General features: G+C 73.1%; 22 protein-coding genes and 1 pseudogene. 12 read left to right on the top strand and 11 right to left on the bottom strand.

Going from position 1 to position 23,874, the window contains the following annotated elements:
* The first annotated feature begins 6 nt into the window (after window positions 1-6).
* The 4 genes from RLT58_RS06290 (at window position 7) to RLT58_RS06275 (ending at window position 4,890) form a co-directional block, all read left to right on the top strand.
* Window positions 7-2,298 (top strand): glycosyl hydrolase family 18 protein, encoded by a 2,292-nt coding sequence (locus RLT58_RS06290; RefSeq protein ID WP_311309395.1) that lies wholly within the window; start codon window positions 7-9, stop codon window positions 2,296-2,298.
* 156 nt (window positions 2,299-2,454) lie between these two features.
* Window positions 2,455-2,754 (top strand): BatC protein, encoded by a 300-nt coding sequence (locus RLT58_RS06285; RefSeq protein ID WP_311309394.1) that lies wholly within the window; start codon window positions 2,455-2,457, stop codon window positions 2,752-2,754.
* Window positions 2,751-3,959 (top strand): cupin domain-containing protein, encoded by a 1,209-nt coding sequence (locus RLT58_RS06280; protein WP_311309393.1) that lies wholly within the window; start codon window positions 2,751-2,753, stop codon window positions 3,957-3,959. The genes RLT58_RS06285 and RLT58_RS06280 overlap by 4 nt, the downstream gene beginning before the upstream one ends.
* Window positions 3,960-3,969: 10 nt before the next feature.
* A complete protein-coding gene (locus RLT58_RS06275) occupies window positions 3,970-4,890 on the top strand; it encodes a ferredoxin family protein (protein ID WP_311309392.1) in 921 nt (306 codons plus the stop codon).
* A gap of 71 nt (window positions 4,891-4,961) precedes the next feature.
* Here the strand turns inward: RLT58_RS06275 and aceB are convergent, their stop codons facing one another.
* The gene (gene aceB / locus RLT58_RS06270) at window positions 4,962-6,581 is read right to left on the bottom strand and encodes a malate synthase A (protein ID WP_311309391.1); all 1,620 of its coding nucleotides are present in this window, start codon (window positions 6,579-6,581) and stop codon (window positions 4,962-4,964) included.
* Between the two features lie 234 nt (window positions 6,582-6,815).
* Window positions 6,816-7,436: a nucleotidyltransferase family protein gene (locus tag RLT58_RS06265; RefSeq protein ID WP_311309390.1), complete on the bottom strand. Its 621-nt coding sequence runs from the start codon at window positions 7,434-7,436 to the stop codon at window positions 6,816-6,818.
* A 218-nt stretch (window positions 7,437-7,654) separates the two neighbouring features.
* On the opposite strand from RLT58_RS06265, the gene RLT58_RS06260 reads away from it, so the two are divergent.
* Entirely contained in the window at window positions 7,655-7,957 is a 303-nt protein-coding gene (locus RLT58_RS06260) for a DUF5955 family protein (protein ID WP_311314426.1), read from the top strand.
* Window positions 7,958-8,154: 197 nt separating this feature from the next.
* Here RLT58_RS06260 and RLT58_RS06255 read toward each other — a convergent pair whose 3' ends face one another.
* Window positions 8,155-8,955 (bottom strand): IclR family transcriptional regulator, encoded by an 801-nt coding sequence (locus tag RLT58_RS06255; protein ID WP_311309389.1) that lies wholly within the window; start codon window positions 8,953-8,955, stop codon window positions 8,155-8,157.
* A 338-nt stretch (window positions 8,956-9,293) separates the two neighbouring features.
* On the opposite strand from RLT58_RS06255, the gene allB reads away from it, so the two are divergent.
* Window positions 9,294-10,643, top strand: coding sequence for an allantoinase AllB (allB, locus tag RLT58_RS06250; RefSeq protein ID WP_311314425.1), 1,350 nt, complete (start codon window positions 9,294-9,296; stop codon window positions 10,641-10,643).
* Window positions 10,640-11,755 carry an allantoicase gene (gene alc, locus RLT58_RS06245; protein ID WP_311309388.1) on the top strand — a complete coding sequence of 372 codons (1,116 nt, stop codon included), beginning with the start codon at window positions 10,640-10,642 and terminating at the stop codon, window positions 11,753-11,755. The genes allB and alc overlap by 4 nt, the downstream gene beginning before the upstream one ends.
* Before the next feature lie 22 nt (window positions 11,756-11,777).
* Here the strand turns inward: alc and RLT58_RS06240 are convergent, their stop codons facing one another.
* From RLT58_RS06240 to RLT58_RS06215, 6 genes and pseudogenes are all read right to left on the bottom strand, one after another.
* On the bottom strand, window positions 11,778-12,608 hold the full coding sequence (locus RLT58_RS06240) for an aldo/keto reductase (RefSeq protein WP_311309387.1): 831 nt from the start codon (window positions 12,606-12,608) through the stop codon (window positions 11,778-11,780).
* Window positions 12,609-12,700: 92 nt separating this feature from the next.
* Entirely contained in the window at window positions 12,701-13,627 is a 927-nt protein-coding gene (locus RLT58_RS06235; protein ID WP_311309386.1) for a TauD/TfdA dioxygenase family protein, read from the bottom strand.
* Between the two features lie 33 nt (window positions 13,628-13,660).
* Window positions 13,661-14,524, bottom strand: a complete 864-nt coding sequence (locus RLT58_RS06230) for an ABC transporter ATP-binding protein (RefSeq protein WP_311309385.1) — start codon at window positions 14,522-14,524, stop codon at window positions 13,661-13,663.
* A complete protein-coding gene (locus RLT58_RS06225) occupies window positions 14,508-15,560 on the bottom strand; it encodes a taurine ABC transporter substrate-binding protein (protein WP_311309384.1) in 1,053 nt (350 codons plus the stop codon). Before RLT58_RS06225 ends, RLT58_RS06230 begins: the two co-directional genes overlap by 17 nt.
* Before the next feature lie 82 nt (window positions 15,561-15,642).
* Window positions 15,643-16,515, bottom strand: coding sequence for an ABC transporter permease (locus RLT58_RS06220; RefSeq protein ID WP_311309383.1), 873 nt, complete (start codon window positions 16,513-16,515; stop codon window positions 15,643-15,645).
* A gap of 372 nt (window positions 16,516-16,887) precedes the next feature.
* Window positions 16,888-17,626 (bottom strand): annotated as a pseudogene (locus RLT58_RS06215) (SDR family NAD(P)-dependent oxidoreductase).
* Window positions 17,627-17,838: 212 nt separating this feature from the next.
* Here RLT58_RS06215 and RLT58_RS06210 point away from each other — a divergent pair.
* Window positions 17,839-18,762, top strand: coding sequence for a DMT family transporter (locus tag RLT58_RS06210; RefSeq protein WP_311309382.1), 924 nt, complete (start codon window positions 17,839-17,841; stop codon window positions 18,760-18,762).
* Here the strand turns inward: RLT58_RS06210 and RLT58_RS06205 are convergent.
* Complete coding sequence (locus RLT58_RS06205; protein WP_311309381.1) at window positions 18,752-18,955, bottom strand: hypothetical protein; 204 nt, start codon at window positions 18,953-18,955, stop codon at window positions 18,752-18,754. The two genes, RLT58_RS06210 and RLT58_RS06205, sit on opposite strands and share 11 nt — an antisense overlap.
* A 146-nt stretch (window positions 18,956-19,101) precedes the next feature.
* Here RLT58_RS06205 and RLT58_RS06200 point away from each other — a divergent pair, with 146 nt between their 5' ends.
* From RLT58_RS06200 to RLT58_RS06185, 4 genes are all read left to right on the top strand, one after another.
* Complete coding sequence (locus RLT58_RS06200) at window positions 19,102-20,325, top strand: sensor histidine kinase (protein WP_311309380.1); 1,224 nt, start codon at window positions 19,102-19,104, stop codon at window positions 20,323-20,325.
* The gene (locus tag RLT58_RS06195; RefSeq protein WP_311309379.1) at window positions 20,322-21,050 is read left to right on the top strand and encodes a response regulator transcription factor; all 729 of its coding nucleotides are present in this window, start codon (window positions 20,322-20,324) and stop codon (window positions 21,048-21,050) included. Before RLT58_RS06200 ends, RLT58_RS06195 begins: the two co-directional genes overlap by 4 nt.
* An 85-nt stretch (window positions 21,051-21,135) precedes the next feature.
* Complete coding sequence (locus RLT58_RS06190; RefSeq protein WP_311309378.1) at window positions 21,136-22,311, top strand: cytochrome P450 family protein; 1,176 nt, start codon at window positions 21,136-21,138, stop codon at window positions 22,309-22,311.
* Between the two features lie 68 nt (window positions 22,312-22,379).
* On the top strand, window positions 22,380-22,799 hold the full coding sequence (locus RLT58_RS06185; protein WP_311309377.1) for a PaaI family thioesterase: 420 nt from the start codon (window positions 22,380-22,382) through the stop codon (window positions 22,797-22,799).
* An 11-nt stretch (window positions 22,800-22,810) separates the two neighbouring features.
* Here RLT58_RS06185 and RLT58_RS06180 read toward each other — a convergent pair whose 3' ends face one another.
* The gene (locus RLT58_RS06180; RefSeq protein ID WP_311309376.1) at window positions 22,811-23,815 is read right to left on the bottom strand and encodes a Gfo/Idh/MocA family protein; all 1,005 of its coding nucleotides are present in this window, start codon (window positions 23,813-23,815) and stop codon (window positions 22,811-22,813) included.
* Window positions 23,816-23,874: the final 59 nt, after the last annotated feature.

The following is a 23,874-nucleotide window of genomic DNA, read 5'->3' as shown; positions in this document are numbered from 1 at the left end:
AGAACCATGTTCGAGCACCTGTCCCTCAGACGGAGAACCCCGGCCGCGCTCCTCGGCGTCCTCGCTCTTCTCCTCGCCTTGCTGTCCCTCCAGACGCCCCCCGCCCACGCGGCGGCGGGCAAGCTGACGGCCTCCTTCACCTCCGCCGACAACGGCCCCTGGTGGAAGGGCACCTACATCCTGCGCAACGACACCGACACCGCCGTTACCGGCTGGAGCCTGGAGTTCGACCTGCCGGCCGGAGTCACCCTCGACTCCTCGTACAACGGCACCATCACCACCCAGGGCAGGCACGTCACCGCCGTCAACGCCCACTACAACGGCACGGTCGCGGCCCACGGCAGCACCGAGCCCTACAGCTTCTGGTTCGTCGCCACCGGCCCGATCACCGCGCCGACTGGCTGCCGGATCAACGGCGACAAGTGCGACGGCTCCGCCGACGTGCCGCCGGGCGCGCCCGGCGGGCTGAAGCAGACCGACGTCACCGCCCGCACCGCCTCGCTCTCCTGGACGGCCGCGACGGCGGGCGACTTCCCTGTGGCCTCGTACGACATCCTGGCGGGGGGCAAGGTGCTCGGCACGGCCACCGCGACCACCTCCGCCACGGTCACCGGCCTGACTCCGGCCACCGCCTACTCCTTCACCGTCCGGGCCCGGGACACCCGGGGCAACACCTCCGCCGAGAGCGCCCCGCTGACCGTCACCACGGTCGACCCGGCCACCGACACCACCGCGCCGACCGCCCCCGGCGCCCTGCACTCCACCGCGGTCGACTCCTCGTCCGTCACGCTGGCCTGGACCGCATCCACGGACAACCAGCGCATCGCCGCGTACGACATCTACCGGGGCGCCGCCCTGGCCACCACGGTCTCCGGCACCACGACCGAGGCGACCATCGGAGGCCTGTCGCCCTCGACCTCGTACACCTTCACGGTCAAGGCCCGTGACCCCGCCGACAACGTCTCGCCGGCCGGCAACGCCCTCACGGTGAAGACCGACGACATCGTCGGCGCCGGCAAGTACGCCAAGGTCGGCTACTTCGTTCAGTGGGGGATCTACGGCCGCCAGTACTTCGTGAAGAACCTCCACGACTCCGGGGCCGCCGGCAAGCTCGACATCGTCAACTACGCCTTCGCCAACATCGATCCCGCCAACCTCACCTGCCTGAACGGGGTCACCAAGGGCACCACCGCCGACCCGCAGGACCCCGAGCAGGGGACCGGCGCCGGGGACGCGGACGCCGACTACGCCCGTCCGTTCAGCGCCGCCCAGTCCGTCGACGGTGTCGCGGACGACGGCTGGGGCAGACTGCGCGGCAACTTCAACCAGTTGAAGAAGCTGAAGGCGCTCCACCCGGACCTGAAGATCGTGGTCTCGCTCGGCGGCTGGACCTACTCGAAGTACTTCTCCGACGTCGCCGCCACCGACGCCGCCCGCAAGAAGTTCGTCTCCTCCTGCATCGACATGTACATCAAGGGCAATCTGCCCGAGTACGGCGGCGCGGGCGGCCCCGGCACCGCCGCCGGCATCTTTGACGGCTTCGACATCGACTGGGAGTGGCCGGGCACCGGCACCGGACACCCCGGCAACCACTACTCGCCCGACGACAAGGACAACCTCACCCTGCTGCTCGCGGAGTTCCGCAGGCAACTGGACGCGCTCGGCGGCGGCCACAGGCTGCTCACCGCTTTCACCCCCGCCGACCCGCAGAAGATCGACGAGGGCTGGGACCTGGGCAAGGTCTTCGACTCCCTCGACGTCGCCAACGTCCAGGGCTACGACTTCCACGGCTCGGGCAGCGACAACTCCTGGGAGCCGGACCGCACCGGACACCAGGCCAACCTGTACAACGACGCCCAGGACCCGTACGGCTTCCACTTCAGCGCGGACACCGCCATCAAGGCGTACACGGACGCGGGCGTCGAACCCCGCAAGCTGACCCTCGGCATCCCGTTCTACGGCAGGGGCTGGCAGAACGTCACCGACGGCGGTGCGGCGGGCGAGTGGCAGCCGGCGGGCGGCGCGGCCCCCGGCCAGTTCGCGGAGGAGGCCGGCACCCGGGGCTACGCCAACCTCATCGGCGCGTACCCGGGCATGGCGGTCCACCACGACGAGCAGTCGGTGTCCACGTACGGCTACACCGGGAACCAGTGGTGGTCCTTCGACGACACCTGGTCCCTCGGCAAGAAGACCGCCTATGTGAAGGACAAGGGGCTGCTGGGCGTCATGGTCTGGGAGATGTCGGGCGACACCCCGCAGGGCACCCTGCTGGGCGCGCTGGACTCCGGGCTGAGGTAGCCGGCGACCGCGTCGCGGGCACCCGGAGTCCCGGAGTCCCGGCCTGCCGTGGGGGATATGGCCTCTCAAATCGAGACTTTTCCCCCACGGCGGTAGGCTGGTCGCGGTGCCCCGGGATGGGGCCCGGCCCCAGTCATTCGATGCGCGGGAGGAATCATGACCAGCCCCGAGCAGGACCCGAACCAGCAGGAAGGCCCCGCGGACGGCGGAGCGGCGGGCACGCCCGGCGTCCATGACGGCGGTGCCGACGGCGGCGCGGACGGTGGCGCCGACGGTGGCGCCGACGGGGGTGCGGAGGGCCCTGCGGACGGTGGCGCGGCGGGTACCCCTGGCGTCCATGACGGTGGCGCGGACGGCGGTGCGGAGGGGCCCGCGGACGGTGGCGCGGCGGGCACGCCCGGCGTCCATGACGGTGGCGCGGACGGCGGTGCGGACGCGGCCGGCACCGGTTCTTGAGCGCGCCCCGGACCGAGTCACGGGACCCCGGTGCCGCAACGGCGGGCCCCGGGGTCCTGGAGACACGCCTGACCCGGCTGGGCCGGGACGAATTCGCCCGCGACGTCTGGGCGCGCACCGCGCTGCTCACCCGCCGGGCCAGTGACTTCACGGACCTGTTCTCCGCCGGCGCCGTCGACGAACTGGTCTCGCGGCGCGGACTGCGTACGCCCTTCCTCCGCGTCGCCAAGAACGGCTCCACGCTGACCGAGTCGTCCTACACCTCGTCCGCCGGCGCCGGCGCCACCATCGCGGACCAGCTCGACGACACGGCCCTGTGGCGCGAGTTCGCCGACGGCGCCACGCTCGTCCTGCAGGCACTGCAGCGGACCTGGGGCCCGGTCGCGGACCTCTGCACCGCGCTGAGCACGGAGCTGGGACATCCGGTCCAGGCCAATGCCTACGTCACCCCGCCCCAGAACCGGGGGTTCGACGACCACTACGACGTCCACGACGTCTTCGTCCTCCAGATCGAGGGGACCAAGCGCTGGATCGTCCACCGGCCCGTGCGCCCCGACCCGCTGCGCGACGAGCCGTGGACCGAACGCCGCTCCGTCGTGGCCGAGGCCGCCCGGGGCGAGCCGTACATCGACACCGTGCTCCAACCGGGCGACGTCCTCTACCTGCCCCGGGGCTGGCTGCACGCCGCCGAGGCGCAGGGTGCCGTCTCGATCCATCTGACGCTCGGCATCCACAGCTGGACGCGCTACGCGCTGGCCGAACAGCTCGTCGAAGCGGCCCTCACGGCGCTGCGCGACGACCCCCTGATGCGCGGCACGCTGCCCCTGGGCGCGGACGGGCCGGGCGACGAGACCGGCCTGGTGCGCGAGCGCCTCACCGCCGCCCTCGCCCAGGCCGACCCCGCCCCGCTCTTCCACCGCGCACGCCGACGGCAGGGCCGCGCGGCCCCGCTCGGGCCGCTCGCCCAGCTCACCGCGGTCGACGCCCTCGGCCCCGGGACGACGGTACGGCTCCGGGAGGCGCTGGAAGCACGGCTGCAGGGCACCCGCCTCATCACGCGCATCGGCCGGTTCGACTTCCCGCACACCGATCTGCCGGCGGTGACCCGGCTGCTCGACGGCACGGTGCGCACCGCGGGGGAGCTCGGCGTCCCCCTCGTCCGGAGACTGCTGCACGCGGGCGTACTCGTGCCCGCCGCGCGGTGACGACGTCGCGGTGACCGAGCGACCGGGGCTCCGACCGCCGGGGCCGGACCGCTTCTTCTGCTCAGACGCCGCCCGGGAGCGCGGCGACCCGCTCGCGGGCACGGCGCCGCACGGCCTGGCCTGGGTCCTCGTGGAGCACCGGGGCGGCTGGCCGGCCAACGGCTTCGACGGCCTCGCCCTCGAACCCGCCACCAAGGCACGCGTGTTCGCCGCCGCCCAGGCGGTGCGGGCCCGGATCCTCCTGATCAGACGGCACGCGGGCCGCCGGGACGAGGGCCCCAGGCGCTGGGCCGTACTGCGGTACGAGGGCTCCGGCGCCCACCGCCAGCAGTGGGGCACCTGGAGCCGGGACGAGGACCTGGCGGCGATCGCCGCGGCCCTCGGCGCCCCCGGCGAGACCGGCCTGCCGCCCGTCGTCCTCGTCTGCGCCCACGGCCGCCACGACACCTGCTGCGCCGTGCGCGGCCGGCCCGTCGCACGCGCCCTGACCGAGCGCCTGCCGGACCTGGTGTGGGAGTGCACACACGTCGGCGGCGACCGGTTCGCCGCCAACGTCCTCGTCGCACCCGACGGCGTCTACTACGGCAACCTCGACGCCCCCGCCGCCGTCTCGGCGGTCGAGGAGCACCTGGCCGGCCGGATCCACGCGGCACACCTGCGCGGATACACCGACCTCTTCCCCGCCCAGCAGGCCGCCGTCGCCGCCGTGCTCGCCCGCTTCGGCCCGGCGGCCCGGCACGCCTACACCGTCACCGCCACCTCCCGCGTCGGCGACCACTGGCAGATCCGCGTCACCGGCCACCGGCCACCCGCGACGACGTACGACGTCGAGGTCCGGACCCACCGCGCCCCACCCCGCCGCCTGACCTGCCACGGCCCGGCAACGAGCTCGGCCCTGATCCACGAGGCCACCTCGATCCGCGCCGTCTGAACCCGCCCGGTGGCATACCCGCGCCCCCGGTGCTGTGCGGCACCGGGGGCGCGGGCGTACCCAGGAAGGGGTCAGCGCAGCTGTTCGTACGCGGGCAGGGTCAGGAAGTCCGCGTAGTCCTGGTCCAGGGAGACCTGGAGGAGGAGGTCGTGGGCCTGCTGCCACTTGCCGGCGGTGAAGGCCTCGTCGCCGATCTCGGCGCGGATCGCGGCCAGTTCCTCGGCCGCGACCTTGCGGGCGAGGTCCGCCGTGGCGTGCTCGCCGTTCTCGAAGACCACGTCCGCGTTGATCCACTGCCAGATCTGCGAGCGCGAGATCTCGGCGGTGGCCGCGTCCTCCATCAGGTTGAAGATGGCGACCGCGCCCATGCCGCGCAGCCACGCCTCGATGTAGCGGATGCCGACCGCGACGGCGTTGCGCAGGCCCTCGTAGGTGGGCTTGGCGTGCAGGGTGTCGATGGCGATCAGGTCGCCCGCCGCCACCGAGACGTCCTCGCGCAGGCGCTCCTTCTGGTTCGGCTTCTCGCCGAGGACCGCGTCGAAGGAGGCCATGGCGATCGGGACCAGGTCGGGGTGGGCGACCCAGGAGCCGTCGAAGCCGTCGCCGGCCTCGCGGTCCTTGTCCGCCTTGACCTTCTCGAACGCGACCTTGTTGACCTCGGCGTCGCGCCGGGACGGGATGAAGGCCGCCATGCCGCCGATGGCGTGGGCGCCGCGCTTGTGGCAGGTGCGGACGAGGAGTTCGGTGTACGCCCGCATGAACGGGGCGGTCATCGTCACCGCGTTGCGGTCCGGGAGGACGAACTTGGCGCCGCCGTCACGGAAGTTCTTGACGATGGAGAAGAGGTAGTCCCAGCGGCCGGCGTTCAGCCCGGAGGCGTGGTCGCGGAGCTCGTAGAGGATCTCCTCCATCTCGTACGCGGCGGTGATCGTCTCGATGAGGACGGTCGCGCGGACCGTGCCCTGCGGGATGCCGACGTAGTCCTGGGCGAAGACGAAGATGTCGTTCCAGAGGCGGGCCTCCAGGTGCGACTCCGTCTTCGGCAGGTAGAAGTACGGGCCCTTGCCGAGGTCGATCAGGCGCTGCGCGTTGTGGAAGAAGTAGAGGCCGAAGTCGACCAGCGCGCCCGGCACCGGGGTGCCGTCGAGCTGGAGGTGGCGCTCGTCCAGGTGCCAGCCGCGCGGGCGGGTGACGACGGTCGCGAGCTCGTCGGCCGGCTTCAGGGCGTAGGACTTGCCCGACTTCGGGTCGGTGAAGTCGATGGCGCGGTTGTACGCGTCCATCAGGTTGAGCTGGCCGGTGACGACGTTCTCCCACGTGGGGGCGGACGCGTCCTCGAAGTCGGCGAGCCAGACCTTCGCGCCCGAGTTCAGGGCGTTGATGGTCATCTTGCGGTCGGTGGGACCGGTGATCTCCACCCGGCGGTCGTTCAGCGCGGCGGGTGCCGGCGCGACCTTCCAGGAGTCGTCCGCACGGATCGCCGCGGTCTCCGGCAGGAAGTCCAGCGTGGAGGTGCGGGCGATCTCGGCCCGGCGCTCACCGCGGCGCGCGAGCAGCTCGTCGCGGCGCGGTGTGAACCGGCGGTGCAGCTCGGCCACGAACGCGAGGGCCGCGGGGGTGAGGACCTCGTCCTGCCGGGGCAGGGGCTCGGCATCGACGATGGCCAGCGAGGACGGCGCTGGTGCGGACATGAGCTGTCACTCCTTCAGCGGGCGGTGCGGGCGGCTTCTCACGGCCGCCGGGTCGCCTGAAATGGCACGGCGTGCCAGGGCTCCGGGATACGGCCGTGGGCGCCGTCTGGGGTGCAGAGGGCTTCTGACCAGTGGATAGTAGTTTCCTCATGGTGGAAGTTCAATGGTTTGTTGATATCGAGATTCTCCGGGTCGACAGAAGTGGCGGTCCGCTGGCGCAGCGTGCCAGCGCGCTCACTCCAAGTGTGAGAGGTCCTCGGCCGTGTCGATGTCGTACGCCTGAGCCACATCGGAACACTCGACGAGCGTGATCGCATCGCGGTGCGCCCGCAGATACGCCCGGGCGCCCTGGTCGCCCACCGCCCCCGCCGCGATGTCCGCCCACAGATCCGCCCCGAAGAGCACCGGATGGCCGCGTTCCCCCGCGTACGAGGCCGCCGCGAGGCCGGTGCGCGAGCGGTAGGCCGACCGCACCCGGGCCACCGCCTCCGGCCCGATGCCCGGCTGGTCGACCAGCAGCACCAGGACCGCGTCCGCCCCCGAACCGGCGAGCGCGCCGAGCCCCGCCCGCAGCGAGGAGCCCATCCCCTCGGCCCAGCCGGGGTTGACCGTCACCGTGCAGCCGGGCAGCTCGGCCCTGGCCCGCACCTCGTCGGCCGAGGCGCCGAGCACCACATGGAGGGGGCCGCAGCCGCCCTCGCGCAGGGTGCGCACCGCATGGTCGGCCAGCAGCCCGCCGCGGTGTTCGAGCAGGGCCTTCGGGCGACCGCCGAGCCGGCGCCCGCCGCCGGCCGCGAGCAGCAGCCCGGCGACGACGGGGGAGGCGGTCGGGGAGGAGTGCGGTGTGCTTGTCATGCCGCCTGGATACCGCAGAGCGGCCGCTTGTGCACGGGGCGGGCCCACCGACACGCCCTGTCGACCGGTGGGACACTCCGAGTTCCGGCCGCGGAGTGGCGCCCGGCACCTTTCATGGCGTTAACTTGCCCGCACCCCCGGACACTTGACCACGGTCCGGGACCGGTCGGAACACCGGCACGAAGACGTGCGCGAGGGGGAGTGCTTTGTTGAAGAGCGTGGGGCAGGAGCGGGTGACCGGAAGCGGCGAGGACCCGAGAGTCGCGGAGCTGCGGACCGCCGTCTCCCGGCTCCGCAGGGAGCTGGCCGGGCATCCCGCGGAATTCCCGGACCGCGCGATCGCCGAGGACGAACTCGCGGCGCTCGACGCGATGGCGCTCAGCGGCACCCCCGAGATCCCCCGGCTGCGCCGGTCGCTGCTGCTGATCGCGGGGGCGATCGGTTCCGTCAGCGCCCTGGCCTCGGCCCTGCGGGACGTCCGCGTCGCCGTCGACCTCTTCGGAGAGCCGCCCCGCCGCTGAGCCAGGCGTACGCACGGCCGCGCGTCAGCGGCGGATGGGCCCGCGGGCCGTGGCCACCGCGACCACCGAGGTGCGCGAGTCCACGCCCGGCTTGGCGCGGATGTGCCCCGGACGGGATTGCACCGTCGCCCTGCGGGACGGCCGGCTGACCGTACCCGCACCCGCATCCGTACCCGCCCGAGGGCGCGCCGGATCCCTCAGCTCGCGGGACCGCTGCTGGCCAGCGCCTCGGACAGCTCCTTCGCGGCCTGCTGGAGGATCGGCACGATCCGCTCGGTGGCCGCCTCGGTCACCCGGCCCGCCGGACCGGAGATCGAGATCGCCGCCGAGGTGGGGGAGTCGGGCACGGAGACCGCCAGGCAGCGGACTCCTATCTCCTGCTCGTTGTCGTCCACCGCGTAGCCCACCCTGCGGACCTGCTCCAGCGCCTCCAGGAAGCCGTCCGGCGTGGTGATCGTCTTCTCGGTGGCGGCCGGCATCCCGGTGCGCGCGAGCAGCGCCCGCACCTCGTCCGCCGGGGTGTGCGCGAGCAGCGCCTTGCCGACCCCGGTGGAGTGCGGCAGCACCCGGCGGCCGACCTCGGTGAACATGCGCATCGAGTGCTTGGACGGCACCTGGGCCACGTACACGATCTCGTCGCCGTCCAGCAGCGCCATGTTGGCCGTCTCGCCGGTCTCCTCGACCAGCCGGGCCAGATACGGGCGGGCCCAGGTGCCCAGCAGCCGCGAGGCGGACTCGCCGAGCCGGATCAGCCGGGGGCCCAGCGCGTAGCGCCGGTTGGGCTGCTGGCGTACGTAACCGCAGACGACCAGCGTGCGCATCAGCCGGTGGATCGTGGGCAGCGGGAGCCCGCTGCTCGCGGAGAGCTCGCTCAGGCCGACCTCGCCCCCCGCATCGGCCATCCGCTCCAGCAGATCGAAGGCGCGCTCAAGGGACTGCACACCGCCGCTGGAACCGGCGGGCTTGGAGTCGGAAGTGCTGGCGTGGGACGGCGGCACGTCAACGGTCCTTTCGAAGCGGAAGAGCAAGGCAGCAGCCTACCGGGCGCTTCCCGATCGGCCCACTGCCGAAGGGGCGCCGTCCTGGCCGGTCAGGGCCCGTTTGTCCGGGTGTCCGCACGCGGTACGACGCTCCGGCGGGCGCCGGGTATAGCCCATTCTACGTTCCGCACTCCGAAATAAGTCTTTTACTTTGTGGAAATCTCCAGACGGTGCCATGGGTGGTGACGTGAGTGGTGCCCGAGGTGTACGGGGCGCAGGATGGGGTCTTGACGGGCCGCGTTCCCGAGTGAAGACTCCTTCAACAGTTCGTTGAATTCATGAGGTGGGGAGCACGGGTGTCCGGTACGGACGAGAAGCTGGTACTGCGCTCGACGCGCGTCGTCACCCCCGAGGGGACGCGGCCCGCGGCGGTCGCCGTGACGGGCGGGACGATCGAGGCCGTCCTGCCGTACGACTCCGAGGTGCCCTCCGGCGCCCGGCTGGAGGACTTCGGCGACGACGTCCTGCTGCCCGGCCTCGTCGACACCCATGTCCATGTGAACGACCCGGGCCGCACCGAGTGGGAGGGCTTCTACACCGCCACCCGCGCCGCCGCGGCCGGCGGGATCACCACCCTGCTCGACATGCCCCTCAACTCGCTGCCGCCGACCACCACGGTCGAGCACCTGCGCGTCAAGCAGCGGGTGGCCGAGCCCAAGGTGCACGTGGACACCGGCTTCTGGGGCGGTGCGATCCCCTCGAACGTCAAGGACCTGCGCCCGCTGTACGAGGCCGGGGTCTTCGGCTTCAAGTGCTTCCTCTCGCCCTCCGGCGTCGAGGAGTTCCCCGAGCTGGACCAGGAGCAGCTGGCCCGCTCCATGGCCGAGATCGCGGGCTTCGGCGGTCTGCTGATCGTGCACGCCGAGGACCCCAGCCATCTGGAGTCCGCGCCGCAGCGCGGCGGGCCCGCCTACGCCGACTTCCTCGCCTCCCGGCCGCGCGACGCCGAGAACACCGCGATCGAGGGCCTCATCGCCCACGCCAAGCGGCTGAACGCCCGCGTCCACGTCCTGCACCTGTCCTCCAGCGACGCGCTGCCTCTGATCGCCGCCGCCAAGCGCGAGGGCGTCCGCGTCACCGTCGAGTCCTGCCCGCACTTCCTCACCCTCACCGCCGAGGAAGTCCCCGACGGGGCCACCGAGTTCAAGTGCTGCCCGCCGATCCGCGAGGCCGCCAACCAGGACGCGCTGTGGCAGGGGCTCGCCGACGGCACCATCGACTGCATCGTCTCCGACCACTCGCCCTGCACCACCGACCTCAAGACGCCGGACTTCGCCTCCGCCTGGGGCGGCATCTCCTCCCTCCAGCTCGGCCTGCCCGCCATCTGGACCGAGGCCCGCAGGCGCGGCCACACTCTCGACGACGTCGCTCGCTGGATGTCCTCCGCCCCCGCCGCCCTGGCCGGCCTGCACCGCAAGGGCGCGATCGAGGCCGGGCGCGACGCCGACTTCGCCGTGCTGGCCCCCGACGCCACCTTCACCGTCGACCCGGCCGAGCTCTTCCACCGCAACCAGGTCACCGCGTACGCCGGCCGGACCCTGCAGGGCGTCGTGCGCTCCACCTGGCTGCGCGGCGTACGGATCCAGCACGACGGCACGCTCGCCGGGCCCACCGGCCGGCTCCAGACAAGGGACAACCGATCATGACGGCGACCAACCGCTTCACCGGCGACGCGCACCCCTACGGCGGCGGCGACCCCTACGCCGACTACCGCACCGCCGACTTCCCGTTCACCCGGCTGGTGGACCTCGCCGACCGGCGGCTCGGCGCGGGTGTGATCGCGGCCAACGACGAGTTCTTCGCCGAGCGCGAGAACCTGCTGAAGCCGGAGCCCGCCCACTTCGACCCGGAGCACTTCGGGCACAAGGGCAAGATCATGGACGGCTGGGAGACCCGCCGCCGGCGCGGGGTGAGCGCCGCACAGCCCCACCCCGAGGACGAGGACCACGACTGGGCGCTGGTGCGCCTCGGCGCCCCCGGTGTCATCCGGGGCATCGTCGTCGACACCGCCCATTTCCGGGGCAACTACCCGCAGGCCGTCTCCGTCGAGGCCGTCTCGCTGCCCGGCTCGCCGTCCCCCGAGGAACTGCTCGCCCCCGACGTGAAGTGGACGACGCTCGTCCCCCGTACCCCGGTCGGCGGCCACGCGGCCAACGGATTCACCGTCGACGCCCCGCAGCGCTTCACCCATCTGCGGGTCAACCAGCACCCCGACGGTGGCATAGCCCGGCTCCGCGTCCACGGCGACGTGGCCCCGGACCCCGCCTGGCTGACGGCCCTCGGCACCTTCGACCTCGTCGCGCTGGAGAACGGCGGCCGGGTCGAGGACGCCTCCGACCGCTTCTACTCCCCGGCCACCCACACCATCCAGCCCGGCCGCTCCCGCAAGATGGACGACGGCTGGGAGACCCGCCGCAGGCGCGACAAGGGCAACGACTGGATCCACTACCACCTCGTCGCCCACGCCGAGATCCGCGCCGTCGAGATCGACACCGCCTACCTCAAGGGCAACTCGGCGGGCTGGGCGAGCCTTTCGGTCCGCGAGGGCGAGGACGGCGACTGGAGCGAGGTGCTGCCCAGGACCCGGCTGCAGCCCGACACCGACCACCGCTTCGTCCTGCCCGAGGCCGTGCGCGCCGACCAGGTCCGCATCGACATCTTCCCGGACGGCGGCATCTCCCGGCTGCGGCTGTTCGGCTCGCTGACCGAGCAGGGCGCGGCGGCCCTCGCGGCCCGCCACGCCGAGCTGGGCGGCTGAACGGGCCGGCGGGGGCCGGTGCTCAGAACTCCTCGTGCACCTCGGGGTCCCCGCCGAACCGCTCCCGCGGCCCCGCCGAGACCCGCTCCAGCTCCTCCGGCGTCAGCTCGAACCCGAACAGATCCAGATTCTCCCGCTGCCGCCCCGGATCGGCCGACTTCGGGATCGGCACCGCACCGAGCTGGGTGTGCCAGCGCAGCACCGCCTGCCCCGGCGTGACCCCGTGCGCCTCTGCGACGGCGACCACGTCCGGGTCGGCCAGCAGATCGCGGCCCCGGCCCAGCGGGCTCCAGCTCTCCGTGACGATGCCCTTGGCTTCGTGCACCGCCCGCAGCTCCTCCTGGGGCAGCCGGGGATGCATCTCGATCTGGTTGACGGCGGGCAGCACCCCCGTCTCCTCCTCCAGCCGCGCGAGGTGCTCGGCGGTGAAGTTGGAGACCCCGATCGACCGTACGAGACCCTCCTCGCGCAGCCGGATCAGCGCCCGCCAGGTGTCCACGTACAGACCGACCCGGGGCAGCGGCCAGTGGATGAGATACAGGTCGACGTAGGACAGCCCCAGATTGCGGCGGGACTCCTCGAACGAGGCCAGCGTCTTCTCGTAACCGTGGTGCCGGCCCGGCACCTTGGTCGTGACGAAGACCTCCTCGCGCGGCACCCCGCTGCGGGCGATGCCGCGCCCGGTGCCGGTCTCGTTGCCGTAGTTGAGCGCGGTGTCGACGAGCCGGTAGCCGAGGCCGAGCGCGCCGGCGACGGCCTCCTCGGCCGAGTCGTCGTCCAGGGGCCAGGTGCCGAGCCCCACCGCCGGGATCCGGTGTCCGTCGTCGAAGGTGCGCACCGGGGTGTCGGGCATGATCGTCCCTTCTCGCTGGATCACTGCCCGGCCAGCCTATGACCCGGGCCCGGATCACGCCGGACGAGCGGCCCGGCACCCGGCCCCGGGGGTCAGTACGGGCGGTCCCCGGCGATGGCGACCCGCTCGGCCACCCGCCGGTGCGGGGCGTAGTCGTTGACCGCGTAGTGCTGGGTGGACCGGTTGTCCCAGAACGCCACATCACCCGCGCGCCAGCCGAACCGCACCTGGAACTCCGGCGCGTGCGCCTGCTGGAAGAGCAGCCGCAGCAGCCGGTCGCTCTCCGCCCGCTCCAGGCCCACGATCCGGGTGGTGAACGAGGCGTTGACGAACAGGGTCCGGCGCCCCGTGCCGGGATGGCGCCGCACCACCGGGTGCTCCACCGGCGGGAACTCCTCCTGGTGGGGCGCCAGCCGCTCCGGCGGATAGAAGCGGGAGAACCCAGGGATGAAGTCGTGCACCGCCCGCGCCCCCTCGATGCGCTCCTTCACCTCCTGCGGGAGGTTGTCGTACGCGGCGGCCATGTCCGCCCAGAGGGTGTCGCCGCCGACGGGCGGGACCTCGCGCAGTTGCAGGACCGCGCCGAGGGCGGGGCGCTCGCGGAAGGTCACATCGGCGTGCCAGACGTTCTCGAAGGTGGGCACGGCCGTCCGGTCCAGACGGGCGACCTCGGGGTCGTCCCCCGTGGCCAGCAGCGGGTTGGTCTCCAGCTCACCCCAGTGCGACGCGAAGTCGCGCTGCTGCCGTGAGGTCAGGTGCTGGTCGCGGAAGAACAGCACCTTCCACTCCAGCAGCGCCCGGTCCAGCTCCGCGCGCAGCCCGGGCCCCAGCGGCCGGGACAGATCGACGCCGTGGATCTCCGCGCCGATCACCCGGCCCAGCGGGACCACGCCGAACAGCTCGTAGGGCCGGTCCTCCCACCCCTCGGGCACCCGCCGCAGCACGCGCGGCCCCTCGTAGAGCCCGTCGGCGGGGATGCGGTGCTCGCGCAGGACGGGGGACGTGTCGACGACGGTCATGGGTTCTCCTCCGGGTACGGGGGACGGGCGGGGTCAGCGGGCCGCGTTGCGGACCGCCGTGCCGATCTCGGCGCGCAGCGCGGCGTACTCGGGCAGGCCGCGCAGTTCGTCGGGGCCGACTCCGGTACGGGGCAGGCCGATGGGGACGTCCAGGGCCACGGTCCCGGGCCGGGCCGTGAGGACGACGGTACGGGTGCCGAGGAAGACGGCCTCGTCCACGCTGTGCGTGACGAAGACCGCGGTGGTCCCGGTCTCCGCGCCGACGGTCCGCAGATCCTCCTGGAGCCGCTCGCGGGTGAGCGCGTCCAGCGCGGCGAACGGCTCGTCGAGCAGCAGCAGCCGCTTGCCGCCTGCCAGGGCGCGGGCGATGGCGACACGCTGCTGCTGCCCGCCGGAGATCTGCCAGATCCGCCGGTGCGCGGTGTCCGCGAGACCCACCCGCTCCAGCAACTCGGCGGTGCGCTCGGCCCGTTCGGCTCGCGGCACGCCCGCGTACTTCAGCGCCTGGCCGACGTTGTCGCCGACCGTGCGCCACGGGAAGAGCCGGGGCTGCTGGAAGACGATCCCGGCCTGGCGGCCCGGCTCGGGGGTCTCGCCGTTGACGGTGACCTCCCCGTGCGAGGCCCGCTCGAAGCCCGCGATCAGCCGCAGCAGGGTGCTCTTGCCGCACCCGGACGGGCCGACGAGGACCAGGAACTCACCGGCCGGGATCTCCAGCGAGACCGGCCCGAGCGCGGTCACCGCGTCCGCGCCGCGCCCGTACGTATGGCGTACGTCCCGCACGGAGACGGCGGAGACGGCGGAGACGGCGGAGACGGCGGAGGTCGCGGACGCGGCCGGCTTCCCGGCGGCGGGCCCTTCCTTGCCGAGGGCGTCGAGGTCAGGGAGAGACGGCATCGGCCAGCCCTTCCGCGTAGACGGACTTGCGCAGCGTCTCCAGGTCGGGGGCCGCGTCGATCTGCTTCTGGTCCACCAGGAACTGCGCGGCGCTGTGCAGGTTGTCGGCCAGTCCGCCGATGTGGCCCGGACTGCCGAGCCACTTGGCGTCCGCCTGCTCGGCCGGCTTCAGGAAGATGCCCTGCTTGATCTGCCCGGCCGCCTCGGCGGGGCTGATGCCGAGCTGCTTGCCGACGGCGGTGGAGGCCGCGTCCGGGTCGTCGTGGATGAGGTCGAGCGCCCGCGCCTGCGCCTTGCGCCAGGCGGGCAGCACATCGGGGTGCGCCTTGATGAAGGAGGTGGCGGCGACCCCGAGGTCGAGGGTGGGCTTTCCGGCCGAGGCGAGTTCGCGGCTGGAGATCAGCACCTTGCCGGTCTTCTTCAGCTCGTCGAGGGTGGGCAGCCAGACGTACGAGGCGTCGATGTCGCCGCGCGTCCAGGCGGCCAGGATGTCCTGCGGTTCGAGGTCGAGGAGCTGGACCTTGGACGCGTCCACCCCGGCCTTGTCCAGCGCGGCGAGCAGGCTGTAGTGCGAGGTGGAGCTGAAGGGGGTGGCCACCTTGTGCCCCTCCAGGTCCTTGACGGAGGAGATCTTGGAGCCGTCGCGGGCCACCAGCGCCTCGTTCTCACCGGCCACGTCCAGCACCCAGGTGACCTGGTACGGGATGTTCAGCGGCTTGGACAGGCCCCGGGCGACCGGGCTCGACCCGATGGCGGCGAGGTCCACGGCCCCCGCGACGAAGGCTGTGTTGATGCTGGCACCGGAGTCGAACTTGGTCCACTTGACGGTGTAGCCGGGCAGCGCCTTCTCCAGCCAGCCCTTCTCCTTGACGATCAGGTCGCCGCTGGGGAAGGCCTGGTAGGCGATGCGGATCGTCTTGCCGCCGCCCTTGCCGCCCTCGTCGGAGCCGCCCGAGCCGCACGCGGTGACCACGAGCAGGGCTCCCAGTGCCGCGACGAGCGAGGTGGTGCGGAGCCAACCGCGTGTGCCGGTCATATGCGTGTCCTTCGTGCGGGTGCGGGAGCGGGTCCCTCGGAAAAGCGGGAGGTGGAACGGGAAGTACGGGCGACGGGGCCGGTCATACGTGCCGCCGCCACGGCGCGAGCCGGTTCTCCAGGGCGCGCAGCAGGGCGTCGATGAGCAGGCCGGAGATGCCGATGGCGAAGAGCCCGAGCACGACCGTGTCGGACTGGTTGTAGCGCTGGGCGTCCCGGATGAGACCGCCGATCCCGGGCAGTCCGTTGACCGTCTCGGCGGCGACCACCGAGGAGTAGGCGATCCCGAAGGCGAGCCGGACCCCGATCAGGATCTCGGGCAGCGCGGAGGGCAGCACCACGGAGGTGATGACCTGGCCGCGCCGGGCGCCGATCGCCCGGGCCGCCTCGACCAGCGCGGTCGGCGCGGACGCCACCGCCGACGCGGTGGCCACGGCGACAGGCGGCATCGCCGCGATGGCCAGCAGCCAGAGCTTGGGCGCCTCGTCGATGCCGAACCAGATGATCAGCAGGCTGAAGTAGGCGAGCGGCGGCAGCGTACGCAGGAAGGCGACCGCCGGCTCCAGCACCACCCGGACCCAGGGGAGCGTCCCCATCAGCACCCCGATCGCCAGCCCGGCGGCGGCACCCGCCCCGGCCCCGATGACGATGCGGCGCAGGCTGATGCCCAGGTGCTCGATCAGGGTGTGGCCCTGGTAGCCGCGCACCCCGTCATGGGTGCTCGAGGTCTCCAGCAGCGCGTGCCAGACGGCGGCGGGGGAGGGCACGAGCACCGGCGACCACAGCTCCAGCCAGACCACCAGCTGCCACAGGGCGAGCAGGGCGGCGAGCGCGACGACGCGCAGGCCCACGCGGCGCAGCCGGGCGGCCCGTTCCGGTCGGCCAACGGGTGGCTCCGGCGCACCGGGCGGGGCCGCGCCGGCGGTCCGCTCCTGCACGGATATGGATGTGGACATGAAGAGCTCTCCGGGGGCAGGGAGGGGCGCCGGACCTGATGACGGAACGGGGAGGGCGGGATGCGCGGATGCGGCGCTGGGAGGGACGCGGGAGACCGGTGGCCGGTCGGGCGGGGAGATCCGCGGCGCACGGGGGCGGCACGGGAGGCGTCACTCGGGTTCGGGCATCACTGGGGATGCCGCGTCAGGGCTTCAACAGGAAGCGCTGGAAACACGGCAGAGATCGATGTGGAGACACTCCACCAGAAGACGATCGCCTGTCACGGCAGTTGTTTTAGCACAGCCCCCGGGGAGGCACCAGGCGCGCGCCGCACTGTGAGACGCCGGGAGCCACCGCCACCGGGTGGTGGCGGTGGCTCCCGGCGGATGCGCTCAGGCCGCGTGGCCCCCGTCCACGGTCCACTCGGCGCCGGTGACGAACGCCGCCTCGTCACTGGCCAAGTAGGCGATCAGGGAGGCGACTTCACCGGTGGCGCCGAACCGGTCCAGCGCGTTCGCCGCGCGCTGCCCGGCCGCGTACGGGCCGTCGGCCGGGTTCATCTCGGTGTCGACGGCGCCGGGCTGGACCAGGTTGACCGTGATGCCGCGCGGACCCAGCTCCCGGGCCAGCGGCTTGGTCAGCCCGGACAGCGCCGACTTGCTCATCGCGTAGAGCGTGCCGCCGGGACCGCCCGCGTACCGGCTCAGAGCCGTGCCGACGGAGATGATGCGGCCGCCGGGCTCCAGCACCCCGGCAGGCGAGGAACACCGCCCGTACGTTGACGGCCAGGACCCGGTCGACATCGGCGGGGGTGAGGCCCTCGATCGGGCCGAGGACGCCGATGCCCGCGTTGTTGACCAGGATGTCGAGCCGGCCGAATGCCTCCGCCGCCCGGTGCACCGCAGCGGGCCCGGCGTCCGGGTCGGCCGCGTCGGCGCGCAGGGCGACGGCCCGCCGCCCGCCCGCCTCGATCTTCCGCACGACCTCGCGCGCGGCCTCCTCGTCCCGGACGTAGGTCAGCGCCACATCGGCGCCGTCCCGGGCCAGCCGCAGGGCGGTCGCGGCGCCGATGCCCCGGCTGCCGCCGGTGACGAGCGCGGCGCGGTTCGTGCTGGTGTCGGTGCTGTTCATCAGGGGGTTCCTGTCCATGGCCGGTCGTGCTGACAGGAACAAGCAAAGTCCGCGGGCGCCCCGGACACCGGCGGGAAACGGACGCCCACTCCGCCCTCGCCGGCCCGTTCCAGGGGCTGGTCAGGGCGGGCGGGCGCCCGGTAGCGTGATCGTTACGCGTGCGAGCCGGCGAGGTCTCCACACCACCCCCGTGGAGAACCAGGAGCACCAGCATGTCCTCCGTCGCCGTACCCGTACTCGCCCCGCCGCGCCGCGCGTGGCTCACGGATCTGCCCGTCCTGCTGGTCGCCGTGGTCTGGGGCTCCAGCTATCTGGCCGCCAAGGGCATCACCACGGCGCAGACCGTCATCGCCGTGCTGGTCCTGCGCTTCGCCGTCGTGCTGCCCGTCCTGGTGGTCGCCGGCCGGCGCGGGCTGCGGGCGCTGAACGCGGCCCAGTGGCGGGGCGCGGGGCTGCTGGGCCTGGTGCTCGCGGGGATCTTCCTGGTGGAGACGTACGGCATCGTGCACACCTCCGCGACCAACGCCGGGCTCATCATCAGCCTCACCATGATCTTCACCCCGCTCGCCGAGGCCGCCGTGACACGGACCCGGCCGACCGGGGTCTTCCTCTCGGCCGCCGGGCTCTCCGTGGCGGGGGTGGTGCTGCTGACCCAGGGCGGCGGCTTCACCAGCCCCTCGGCCGGCGATCTGCTGATGCTGCTCGCCGCACTCGCCCGCACCCTGCACGTCCTGCTGATGGCGCGCATCACGTCCGTCCGCTCGGCCGACTCGCTGTCGCTGACCACCGTTCAGCTCGGCAGCGCGGTCGCCGTCTTCGCCCTGCTGGCCGCCGCCCCCGGCACCGGCGACGCGCCGTGGACGGTCGCCGCCGGGTTCGGCGTCCGGGAGTGGGCCGGGCTGCTCTTCCTCTCCGTCTTCTGCACGCTCTTCGCGTTCTTCGTGCAGATGTGGTCCGTACGCCGCACCTCGCCGTCCCGGGTCAGCCTGCTGCTCGGTACGGAACCGCTCTGGGCCGCCGCCGTCGGCATCGCGATCGGCGGCGAGCGGCTGGGCGCCCTCGGTGTCGCCGGTGCGGTCCTCGTGCTCGCGGGCACGGCCTGGGGCCGCCGCAGCGCGGACCCGGCTACTCCCTGACCGCGTCCGACGCGATCATGACGGCGATCCCCGTCACCACCAGCACGATGCCGGCGAAGAGCGGGTAGTCGCGGACGAACGGCACCCGGTGCACCAGGCCGAAGAACCGGAACCAGTCGAACCACTCGTGGAGCAGTCCGGCGGCGCCCTGGACGAAGAGCAGGAAGCCGACCGTCTCGCAGAGTTTCTTCATGACGGCGAGCCTGGCGGACGGCGCGCCGCCGCCGCGTCGGCCGGTGGACTGCGCCGCTGGGCCGAAAGTCTCTCCCTGCGCGACTTTGGTCGTCTCCCGGCCCCGAACCGTCAAAAGCCCGCAGGCAGCTGCGTAGCTTTGTCGATATGACGCGTACGGAATACCCCTGGCTGCTGCCCTCGGCGATGGCCGATCCCGAGCTGCCGGGCGACCGGGGCGGCCGCACGCGCCGCACCGTGCGCGACTGGGTCGTCGACATCACCGCCTTCCTCTGTGCGGCGGGCATGGGGATGGCGACCGTCGCCGCGATCGACGCCGACCACACCACCTCGGACACCTTCGTCCTCGTCGACTCGCTCGTGGGGGCCGCGGCCTGCTGCGCCCTGTGGGTCCGCCGGCGCTGGCCGGTCGGGCTCGCGGTCGCCCTGACGGTCCTGTCCACCGTGGAGCCGGTCGCGGCCGGGGCCCTGCTGGTGGCGCTGTTCAGCGTGGCCGTGCACCGGCCCTTCCGCCCGGTCGCGCTGGTCGGCGCGGGCGCCCTGGCCGTCGCCCCCGTACAGCCGTATCTGCGCCCGGACCCCAACACCTCGTTCATGGCGTCCACCATCATCGGGCTGCTGCTGGTCCTGCTCGTCCTGAGCTGGGGCATGGTCGTACGCTCCCGGCGCCAGCTCGTCGTCTCCCTGCGCGAGCGCGCCCGGCGGGCCGAGACCGAGGCCGCCCTGCGGGCCGAGCAGGCGCAGCGGCTCGCCCGCGAGGACATCGCCCGCGAGATGCACGACGTCCTCGCCCACCGGCTGACCCTGCTCAGCGTCCACGCCGGCGCCCTCGAATTCCGCCCCGACGCGCCCCCGGCCGAAGTCGCCCGCGCCGCCGGAGTCATCCGGGACAGCGCGCACGAGGCGCTCCAGGACCTCCGCGAGATCATCGGCGTCCTGCGCAGCCCCCGGGACGGCGACGGCGAGGGCAACCGGCCGCAGCCCACCCTCGCCACCCTGGACGCGCTGATCGCCGAATCGGGGCTCGCCGGCATGAAGGTCACCCTCGACAACCGCATCGCCGACCCCGCCGCCGCCCCCGCCGCCACCGGACGCACCGTCTACCGCATCGCCCAGGAGGCCCTGACCAACGCCCGCAAGCACGCCCCCGGCGCCGAGGTCACCCTCACGCTCGACGGCGGACCGGGCCGGGGCATCACCGTCGAGGTGCGCAACCCGGACCCCGCCGAACCCTTCGAGCAGGTGCCGGGATCGGGCCAGGGCCTCATCGGGCTGACCGAACGGGCCACGCTCGCCGGCGGCCGGCTCGAACACGGACCCGGTCCCGACGGCGGATTCGTGGTCCGGGCCTGGCTACCGTGGGCGTCATGACCACCCCGACCCCCACGCCCCCCGGTGCCCGGCCCGTGCGGCTGCTCATCGTCGACGACGACCCGCTCGTACGGGCCGGACTCACCCTCATGCTCGGCGGCGCCGACGACATCGACATCGTGGGGGAGGGGACCGACGGCAGCGAGGTGGCCGCGCTCGTCGACCGGCTCCGGCCGGACGTCGTCCTCATGGACATCCGGATGCCGGTGATGGACGGGCTGAGCGCCACCGAGGCGCTGCGCGCCCGGCCGGACGCCCCCGAGATCGTCGTGCTGACGACCTTCCACGCCGACGAACAGGTGCTCCGCGCCATCCGCGCCGGGGCCGCCGGGTTCGTCCTCAAGGACACCCCGCCCGCGCAGATCGTCGAGTCGGTGCGCCGGGTGGCCGCCGGTGACCCGGTCCTGTCGCCCGCGGTCACCCGCCAGTTGATGGCCCGGGCCGCGGGGCCGGGCCACGAGGAGCGGGAGGGCCGCGCCGAACGGGCCCGCCGGCGGCTCGCGCTGCTCGCGGACCGGGAGCGCGAGGTGGCCGTCGCCGTCGGACAGGGCCGCTCCAACGCCGAGATCGCAGCCGCGCTCTACCTCAGCGTGGCCACGGTGAAGACCCAGGTCTCACGCATTCTCGCCAAGTTCGATTTCAACAACCGGGTACAGATCGCCCTGCTGGTCCACGACGCAGGGCTGCTGGAGGATGACGACGAGGGCGACGCGAGCCTGTCTTGAACCTTTCGCCGGGGCCGGGGGCCGCGTCCTACGCTGAGGGTTCCGGTGCTGGCGGCCGGATCCATCAGACCGGGAGGCGGGGCCCATGTCCGAAGTCGATATCGATCTGCGCGGAGTAGCCGACTTCACCGCGAATCCGTATCCGTACTACGAGAGGATGCGCGCCGCCGGACCGGTGCACCCCATCCGCACCGACGAGTTCGACCGGGTCTGGCTCGTCGTCGGCTACGAGGAGGGCCGCGCGGTCCTCGCCGATCAGCGGTTCGGCAAGGACTGGCGGGCGACGCCCGGCGAGATGGGCGGCGACCTGATCAACGCCAACATGCTGGAGGCGGACGCCCCCGACCACACCCGGCTGCGCAAGCTGGTGGCCCGCGCCTTCACCGCCCGCCGCATCGCGTCCCTGCGCCCCCGCGTCCAGGAGATCACCGACCATCTGCTCGATGTGATGGTGCCCGGCGGGCGCGCGGATCTCGTGGACGCGCTGGCCTTCCCGCTGCCGATGACCGTCATCTGCGAACTGATCGGCGTGCCCGATCTGGACCGGTCCGCCTTCCGCAAGCTGTCGAACGGGGTGGTCGCGCCGGAGAGCCCGCAGGAGGAGGGCGAGGCGGCCCGCGCCATGGGCGTCTACCTCGCCGAACTGATCGAGGACAAGCGCTGCTCGCCCGGCGACGACCTGCTGAGCGCGCTGATCGCCGCCCGGTACGAGGACGACGACGCGCTGTCCCCGGACGAACTGGTCGGGATGGCCTTCCTGCTGCTCGTCGCCGGCCACGAGACGACGGTCAACCTGATCTCCAACGGGGTACGCGCGCTGCTCGACCACCCCGACCAGCTGGCCGCGCTGCGCGCCGACTTCGGGCTGCTCGACGGCGCGGTGGAGGAGATGCTCCGCTACGACGGACCGGTGGAGAACTCTACCTTCCGCTTCGCCCGGGAACGCATCGAGATCGGCGGCCGGGTCATCCACAGCGGCGAACCGGTCCTGGTCTCCCTCGCGAGCGCCGACCGGGACCCGGGCCGCTTCCCCGAGCCCGACCGCTTCGACATCCGCCGCGAGACCCAGGGCCACCTGGCCTTCGGGCACGGGATGCACTTCTGCCTGGGCGCGCCGCTGGCCCGGATGGAGGGCCGCATCGCGATCCGGACGCTGCTGGAGCGCTGCCCGGGACTCGCGCCCGACCCGGACGCCGAGGCGCCGCGCTGGGTGCCCGGCATGCTGATCCGCGGGGTGCGCAAGCTCCCCGTGCGCTGGTGATCCCGGCGCGCCGGTGAATCCGTGGCGCCGGTGATCCCGGCGCGCCGGTGGGAGGAGAGGGACCCGTCATGACCGCACTCGACCTGCCGATGGCGCAGAAGGTGCTCGACAGCCAGCCGTTCAGCGCGCTGGTCGGGGCACGGATCACGGCCTTCGGCGACGGGCGCGCCACGCTGGAGATCGACAGCCGTGAGGAACTGCGCCAGCAGAACGGCTTCCTGCACGGCGGGGTGCTGGCCTACGCCGCCGACAACGCGCTCACCTTCGCCGCCGGGACCACGCTCGGCCCGGCGGTGCTGACGGGGGGCTTCTCCATCCAGTACCTCAGGCCCGCCACCGGTGCCGCGCTCGTCGCCCGCGCCGAGGTCGTCCACACCGGGCGGCGGCAGGCCGTGGCGCGCTGCGATCTGTTCGTGGTGGCGCGGGACGGGACCGAGACGCTCTGCGCGGTCGCCCAGGGCACGGTGCTGAGCGCCGCCCCGTCCTGAGCCGCACCCGGTCAGGCGCCCGGGATCCGGGCCAGGTCCACCGGACGGCCCTCCCGCCGTGAGACCTCGCACGCCTCCGCGATCCGCAGGGCGTGCAGCGCCTCGCGCCCGTCGCACGGATTGGGACCCTCGCCCCGGACCAGCCGGAGGAAGGCGTCGAGCTCGGCCTCGTACGCCGGGGCGAACCGCTCCAGGAACCCGGGCCAGGGCGCGGCCGGGGCGCCGGGGCCGTCCGGCTGCGCCGAGGTGAGCGGGGTGCGGGCGTCCAGGCCGACCGCGATCTGGTCCCGCTCGCCCGCCAGCTCCATCCGTACGTCGTAACCGGCGCCGTTGCAGCGGGTCGCCGTCGCCGTGGCCAGGGTGCCGTCGTCCAGCGTCAGCAGCGCGGCCGCGGTGTCCACGTCGTCCGCCGCGCGGAACATCGCGGGACCGGCGTCCGACCCGGCGGCGTACACCCGTACTACCTCACGGCCCGTCACCCAGCGCACCATGTCGAAGTCATGGACCAGGCAGTCCCGGTAGAGCCCGCCCGACAGCGGCAGATACGCGGCGGGCGGCGGCGCCGGATCGGAGGTCACTGTCCGCACGGTGTGCAGCCGGCCCAGCGCCCCGCTCCGCACGGCGGCGCGCGCGGCCGTGTACCCGGCGTCGAACCTGCGCATGAAGCCGAGCTGGAGCACGCTGCCGGCCCGCTCCGCCTCGTGCAGCGCGGCCAGGGTGCCCGCCAGGTCCAGCGCGACGGGCTTCTCGCAGAACGCGGGCAGTCCCGACCGGGCGGCCCGGCCGATCAGCCCCGCGTGCGCGGCGGTGGCCGAGGCGATCACCACGGCGTCCACCCCCGCCCCGAACAGCTCCGCCGTCCCGGCCACCGCCTTCGCCCCGGTCAGATCGGCGACGGCGGCCGCCCGGTCCGGGTCGGTGTCCGTCACCACCAGGGTCTCGACCTCGGGATGGCGGGTGAGCACGCCCGCGTGGAAGGAGCCGATCCGGCCGGTGCCGATGAGTCCGATGCGCATGGACCCAACGTGCCGTCCACCGCCGGTGCTGTCAACTAAATGTCAGGACAAAACAGCAT

Source organism: Streptomyces sp. ITFR-16 (genome assembly GCF_031844705.1).
Taxonomy (GTDB): Bacteria; Actinomycetota; Actinomycetes; order Streptomycetales; family Streptomycetaceae; genus Streptomyces.
Note: the sequence above shows the minus strand (reverse complement) of the source record. Positions and strands in the feature narration are given on the sequence as shown.